We start from the raw sequence: 8,398 nt of genomic DNA on the forward strand, positions 1-8,398 counted from the left end.
AGGTCAAGGTTGAATAATTTTGCCTTGCCTTAAATGCTTAAATTATGAAAAAAACCTACTCTCTAGTAATACTATTGCTATGCTTTACCTTTGCAAGTGCTCAATATTGTGCCTCTGTCGCTGATGACCCAAGCGGAGAATTTATAAGTAGAGTTCAATTGAATACCACACCAGCATTTGACAATCCTAGTGCTGCAACACCTATTGTAGGATATACAGATTTTACAGGTCTTACGCCACCCGATTTAGAAATTAACAATACTTACTCAGTTACAGTTTCAAAAACTTGGAATTTTGGAGTATTTCCAGAAGGTGTATCTGTATGGATTGATTACGATCAAGATCAAGTTTTTACGCTTGCAGAACGAGTGTTCAGTAATGGTCCCAATACAACTACTCCTGTATCTGGAAGTTTTACGGTGCCACTTGGCGCAGCTGTAGGGAATACACGAATGCGTGTGCAAATGAAAGGGGATTTTGCAGCTATAGATCCTTGTGATAATGGGCTTCCAAATTATGAATATGGAGAAGTAGAAGACTATACAGTTAATATTACAAGTTCAACATTACCACCAGATATTTTTGTAAGTGGTAACTCCGTAGAAATAGCAGATGGCTCACTAAATGTACCTACAACAGCTGACCATACTGATTTTGGAAGTGTTTTCTTATCAGGTGGGTTTTTGACAAGAACATTTACCATCCAAAATACAGGAACAACTACAAACCTAACACTCTTAGGAGCACCCGTAAGCTTTGCTTTGGGAAGTAATACCGATTTTACAATAATATCTCAACCAACAGATTTAGTATTATCGCCAGGTGAAACCACAACATTTACTGTACAATACACACCTACAACTGCAGGTGTAGGTACAGCAGAAATTGAAATTGCTAATGATGATCCTGATATAGCAGAACAAACTTTTTCTTTTAATATTGAAGGAAATGGAGTTGTACCTATTCCGAGTCCAGGAAATATATCTTCAAATTTACAATTATGGATGAAAGGAAACGTTGGAACTACACTTACAGGAAGTGATGTAGACAGTTGGGCAGATCAATCACCAAATGGATTCACTGCAGCGTCTGAAGGTGTTACGGATGCACAGCTTATTACTGATGGCTTAAACTTTAACCCAGTATTAAGATTTGCAGGAGCAGAATTTTTGAGCTTAGGAGCCCCAACAGAATTAGACATAGATCCACTTACAGATGAAATGACAATTATCACTGTAATTATCTCTGGAGGAGGAAGTACAGGAACTGTAATATGTAAAGGGACAAATAATACTCGTAACTATCAAGTATGGTTAGGGACTACAGATCGTGTAATGCATTACTCGCTAGGGAGAGATAATAGTAATACCGCAGAGCAGTATGGAACTATCTATGCATTGAATGAACCAAAAATCGCTACTGGGATTGTTACAGATAACGCAGATCCATTTTTAAGATTAGAACCTTATGTTAATGGTGTAGCAGATCCTGCTTTCCTTAACAATGGTGCTGATAACGGTTCCTCAAATGTTGATGTTTTAATTGGTGCTAGGAGAGATAATAATAATAATGATTCTGGATATTTATATAATGGAGATATAGCTGAAATCATTATGTATGATCGCGCAATTACTGCGGCAGAAAAACAACGAATAGAATCATATTTAGCAATAAAATATGGAACCACACTTGGTTCTAATGATGAAAATTGGGACAGTAATACATCCACATCTTCACCTTTTGGATATGCAGGAACTAGTCAAGATTATGTAGATTCCAATGGAACGGTAATTTGGGATGGTTCGGCAAATGCAGGATACGGATATAATGTATTTGGAATTGCTAGAGATGACAATTCTCTGCTCGAACAAACACAGTCAAGTAGTGTAAACATAGCTCCTGCTGATGTATTAACAATTACTAAAGAAACAGGAACGTTTGCTTCAAATTTAAGTTACTTAATTGTAGGGAACAATGGACTAGCAGAAACCATTCAAACAACAACTTTACCGCAGCGTACCGCAGGAATGCTAAACAAAGTTTGGAAAGCTCGTGAAAGTGTAGTAGATGTAGGAACTGTTGAACTTGAGTTTGATATGAGCAGTAGTGGATTGTTAAACCTTGACGATCTAGAATTATATGTTGCAGATGGTATTTCTTTTGCTGCATACGAAAACTTTCAAGGTACAAATGTTGGTGGTGTATTAACTTTTACAGGAATCAACTTAGAAGATGGTCAGTTTTTTACTTTAGCAGAGCCGCAAACGGTTACAGGAAATAATGCACTATTTTTTGATGGTGTAGATGATTATGTAGAAGACAAAACACCTATTTCTGTAGGATTAACAGATTATACTATTTCAGGTTGGATTCGAAATCCTGGACAACCGATAACAATTTCAATTCAAGAAATCCTTGGAGTTCAAGGACAATTTAGATTTTATTTGAGTGGAGGACTTTTAGCAGTTCAAGAAGGATTTAGTGGAGGAGTTGGAAGAACAGGTACAGGAACCATTACAGATTGGGTACACTTTGCAATAGTAGTAAATACAGGATCAGGACTAGCGCGTTATTATCTAAATGGAGCTCAATTTAGTGGAGGAGGAATAGATCCTATAGCATCAAATACAAATCCTTTCCGAATAGGTTCGTTTAATGACTTTAATTTCTTTACAGGATTTGTGGATGAAGTACGAATATTTGATGTTGCCTTAACAGAAGATCAACTTCAGGAAATGGTACATCAAGAAATTGAACAAAATGGTGCAAATGTAAGAGGAACGGTTATCCCTAAAGATATTGAAGACTTTACCTCTGGAGCTAACGTTGCTTGGTCATCATTAGTTGCTTATTACAATATGTCATCAGTGACAGGAAATCGAATTGCAGATGCTACAGGGAATGGAAATACAATGTTTATGAAAAACATGACAACCATTCCAACACAATCTGCGCCAATGCCGTATATCAGTATCGCAGATGGTAACTGGACAGATGATGCTACATGGGAATTTGGTTCAGTATGGGACACACCTTCCGCAAATAGTATCAATTGGTCTATTGTACAAATACGAAATGAAGTAACTGCTAGTGCAGATTATTCAACACTAGGATTAACCGTTGATAGTGGAGCCAAACTTACAGTTACAGGAACCAATCCTGTAGTCACAAATACAGCACCTTTAGCAGTAACTAGCGGAACAGGATCTGAACTCATAAACACATGGTATGCAGAATTAGATGGAATTATCGATCTAAATGGAGAAAGCCAATTTAGACAAACTGAGCGAAGTGATTTAGCTACCACAAGTGCAGGTTATGTAGAAAGAGATCAACAAGGAACGGCAAACAATTACAGTTACAATTATTGGTCATCACCAGTAAGTGACATCAATACTACAGCAAACAATCAAGATTTTGCTTTAGAAGATATATTGCTAGATGGAACAAACGTAAGTACGCCTGGCGCAATTGCGTGGACAGTTCCTACCAATGCAGAAGGATCTACATCACCATTTACAATTAGTTCACGTTGGATTTACAAATACGTAAACGGAGCTGACGAAGATTATCTTGCTTGGATATACATAGGAAATGCAGGAACTATATCGCCAGGAGAAGGATATACCATGAAAGGAAACTCAGCTGCAAGTGATGAGCTAGAAGAACAAAACTATGTATTTAGAGGGAAACCAAACAATGGAGTCATTACTGTTGGCCCTTTAGATGATGGAAATTTATACTTAGTAGGAAACCCATACCTTTCTGCTTTAGATGCGAATGAATTCATCAGTGATAACATTGCAAATGACGCAACATCAGGAGAATTATTTTTCTGGGAACACTGGGGTGGAGGAACGCATGCACTTTTAGAGTATCAAGGAGGATATGCTACCTATACCTTAGGTGGAGGAGCTCCTGCAATGTCGCACCCAACTGTCAATCAAACAGGATCAGGAACAAAAACACCTAGACGATTTATTCCTGTAGGACAAGGTTTCTTTGTGCAAGGAGATTCCAATCCTGGAAACGGAGTTACAACTACAGTAGAATTTAACAATACTCAACGTGGAAACTCAGCAGGTTTAGTACGTGAAAATCCAAATTCTACCTTATCTACTTTTGTAAGAGACAGTGCAGACGAAACAATTGATCCTGGAATGTTTGAAAATACTGAAAGTATAACAATAGAATCAACCCAGTCAACAGAAAATGAAGAAGTAGATCCAGAACTTATACTAGCAAATGTTAGAAGAGACAAGCGACAAAAAATTCGTCTAGGATACATAAATCCAGAAGGATTCCATCGTCAAATCTTACTTACGTTTGACAGAAAAGCGACAGATAATATTGATCGTGGTTACGAAGGAAAATCAATTGGTGTTACAGAAGACGATATGTATTGGTCACTAGAAAGTGAAAAATATGTAATTCAAGCAGTAGAAAATTTATATATCGATAGAGAAGTTGCCATAGGTTTAGTTGCAGAAACAGCAGGTGGCGGAATGATTACATTGGATGCGCTCGAAAATATAGACAATAGTATAGGTGTATATGTTAAAAATAATTACACTGGAGCAACACACAATTTAAGAGAAAGTGATTTCCAAGTAAATATTCCAGCTGGAGAAACAAACGATAAATACTTATTGGTATTTAAAGCAGAAAATATATTAAGCACAAATGAAAATATCTTAGAAAATGGTATTACAATGTATACGGATACACAAACGGAAGAAATTGTAATCACAAATAAAACAAACTTTAAGCTTGAAAGTATTGACATGCATACCATTCTTGGACAACAAATAATGACAATCACAGAAGGAATTGACGAAAACATCATTCGAATTCCTATTGATAATACAGCAAGTGGTATATACGTTATAAGTATTTATTCTGAAGGAGGAAAAATTAGTAGAAAGCTAATCATTCAATAACACAGAATCACATACAATACAAAGACCACTTGATTTTCAAGTGGTCTTTTTTTATGCGTAAAACTCAATTTTGAGAAGCTAAAAAGAAACACTCAAAACTGTAAGTTGAACTCATATTGCTGAAAAGCTAGATCTAAACGATTACAATTCAATGAAATTCATTAATTTCGCAAATTCAATACAGAGCAGAAAAAATGGCTAATAAATTTACAGAATATAAAGGACTAGATTTACCCGTAGTAGCAGAAGAAATACTAAACTACTGGGAAGAAAACGACATCTTTGAAAAAAGTATCACCTCGCGCAAAGGTGCTGAATCATTCGTGTTTTTTGAAGGACCACCTTCAGCAAACGGATTACCAGGTATTCACCATGTATTAGGTAGAGCTATTAAAGATATTTTCTGCCGCTATAAAACGCAAAAAGGATATCTAGTAAAGCGTAAAGCTGGTTGGGATACACACGGACTTCCAGTAGAGCTTAAAGTTGAAACAGAACTTGGAATAACCAAGGAAGATATTGGTAAAAAAATATCTGTAGATGAGTATAATGAAGCTTGTAAAGAAGCCGTAATGCGTTATACGGATATCTGGAACAATATGACCAAAAAAGCTGGATATTGGGTAAATATGGACGATCCGTACATAACTTACAAGCCCAAATACATGGAAAGCGTTTGGTGGTTACTAAAACAAATCTATGACAAAGGCTTAATGTACAAAGGATACACAATTCAGCCATATTCACCAAAAGCAGGAACCGGATTAAGTTCGCACGAAGTCAATCAACCAGGAGCTTATCAAGATGTAACAGACACAACCATAGTAGCGCAATTCAAAGCAATCAAAGAAACGCTGCCACAAGCGTTGCAAAACGTAGATGGCGATCTACATTTCTTAGCATGGACAACAACTCCTTGGACGCTTCCATCAAATACAGCATTAACGGTAGGTCCAAAAATTGAGTATGTCGTTGTAAAATCATACAATCAATACACGTTTGAGCCAATCAATGTTGTATTGGCTAAAAAATTGGTTGGGAAGCAATTCGCAGGTAAAAAATCTACGGAAGTAAAAACACTAGAAGAATTGAATGCCTATAAAGCAGGAGATAAAAAAATACCATATTTAATCACAAGTGAACACAAAGGAAAAGACTTAGTAGGTATCAAATACGAACAATTACTGGAGTACGTATTACCGTATCAAAATCCTGAAAATGCATTTAGAGTCATTTCTGGAGCTTTTGTTACAACAGAAGATGGAACAGGAATCGTACATACAGCACCAACATTTGGAGCAGATGATGCCAAAGTTGCCAAAGAAGCAACGCCAGAAGTTCCACCTTTATTAATATTAGATGAAGAAGGGAATCCTGCACCATTAGTAGATTTGCAAGGACGTTTTAGACCTGAAATGGGCGAATTTGGAGGGAAATATGTAAAGAATGAATACTATGCAGCTGGTGAAGCTCCCGAAAAATCGATCGATGTAGAATTGGCTATCAAGCTAAAAACAGAAAACAAAGCATTTAAAGTTGAAAGATACGTCCATAGTTATCCACACTGTTGGCGTACCAACAAACCAATATTATACTATCCATTAGATTCATGGTTTATAAAAATCACGGATGTCAAAGGTAGAATGCACGAATTAAACCAAACCGTCAACTGGAAACCAAAATCAACTGGAGAAGGTCGTTTCGGAAACTGGATTGCTGGCGCGAATGATTGGAACTTATCCCGATCGCGTTTTTGGGGAATCCCATTACCAATATGGCGTACCGAAGATGGAAAAGAAGAACTCATGATTGGTTCTTTAGAAGAATTAAAAGCTGAAATCAAAAAAGCAATTGACGCTGGTGTAGAAACCAAAGATGTATACGCTTCCTTTGAAGTTGGAAACATGACGGAGGAAAACTATAACAAAGTAGACCTGCACAAACATATCGTAGATGCAATTACCTTAGTTTCACCTTCAGGGAAACCGATGAAACGCGAAAGTGACTTAATTGATGTTTGGTTTGACTCTGGTTCGATGCCGTACGCACAATGGCATTATCCGTTTGAAAACAAAGAATTAATTGACAACAAGGAAAGCTATCCTGCAAACTTTATTGCTGAAGGTGTCGATCAAACTCGTGGTTGGTTTTATACGCTTCACGCGATAGGTTCTATGGTATTTGATTCGGTAGCCTATAAAAATGTAGTGTCAAACGGTTTAGTATTGGACAAAAATGGAATAAAAATGTCCAAAAGTCAAGGAAATACAGTTGATCCATTTTATACACTAGAAAAATACGGACCAGACGCTACACGTTGGTACATGATTGCAAATGCAAATCCTTGGGATAACTTAAAATTTTCTTGGGAAAAACCAGATCTTGAAAAAGGAGAAGACTTTGAAGAATATTCGCCAGGAATAGAAGAAGTACGCCGCAAATTCTTCGGAACCTTGTATAACACGTATTCATTCTTCTGTTTATATGCGAATATTGACAACTTTACCTATAGTGAAGACGAAATTCCATTAACAGACCGACCAGAAATTGATCGTTGGATACTCTCTGAGTTACATACATTAATCAAAAACGTAGATCAATTCTATGCGGAATACGAACCAACACGAGCTGCAAGAGCCATCTCAGAATTTGTACAAGAAAACCTAAGCAACTGGTTTGTGCGTTTAAGTAGAAGAAGATTCTGGAAAGGCGATTATCAGCACGATAAAATATCAGCATATCAAACACTATATACATGTATGTTAAATGTTGCCCAGTTAGGAGCGCCAATTGCACCTTTCTATATGGACAGATTGTACAAGGATTTAACCAATGCAACAGGAAAAGAAAACGTTGAAAGTGTACACTTAGCTGAATTTCCAACGTATGATGAATCGTTCATTGACAAGTCGTTAGAACGTAAAATGGAAAACGCGCAAACAATATCTTCCTTAGTATTATCGTTAAGAGCTAAAGAAAAGATCAAAGTGCGTCAGCCATTACAACGAATCATGATTCCTGTATTGGATGCGCAAAACAAAGCGGAGATTTTGGCTGTAGCCGAATTAATAAAGTCGGAAGTAAATGTAAAAGAAGTTGAATTATTAGATGACGCTTCGGGAATATTGGTAAAGCAAATAAAGCCAAACTTTAAAGTATTAGGGCCAAAATTTGGGAAAGATATGAAAGCTGCGGCGGCAGTAATAATGCAGTTTGGACCAAAAGAAATTGCCGAAATTGAAAAAACAGGGAAAATCCCCGTAGAAATTAACGGAAAAAATAGTACATTAGACATAACAGAAGTGGAAATCACTTCACAAGACATAGAAGGTTGGTTAGTAGCCAATTCGGGAGGAATTACCGTTGCGTTGGACGTTACCATAACCGAAGAATTACGTAAAGAAGGAATAGCAAGAGAACTTGTAAACAGAATTCAAAACTTACGTAAAGATTCAGGG

General features: G+C 36.8%; 2 protein-coding genes. Both read left to right on the forward strand.

The features are described from left to right. The first annotated feature begins 44 nt into the window (after positions 1-44). A complete protein-coding gene (locus AB8B65_RS10530) occupies positions 45-4,940 on the forward strand; it encodes a GEVED domain-containing protein (RefSeq protein WP_405300934.1) in 4,896 nt (1,631 codons plus the stop codon). 194 nt (positions 4,941-5,134) lie between these two features. Next, positions 5,135-8,398, forward strand: a 3,264-nt coding sequence (ileS, locus tag AB8B65_RS10535; RefSeq protein WP_405300936.1) for an isoleucine--tRNA ligase, incomplete at its 3' end; no start/stop codon positions are given.

The organism is Kordia sp., assembly GCF_045105435.1.
GTDB lineage: Bacteria > Bacteroidota > Bacteroidia > Flavobacteriales > Flavobacteriaceae > Kordia.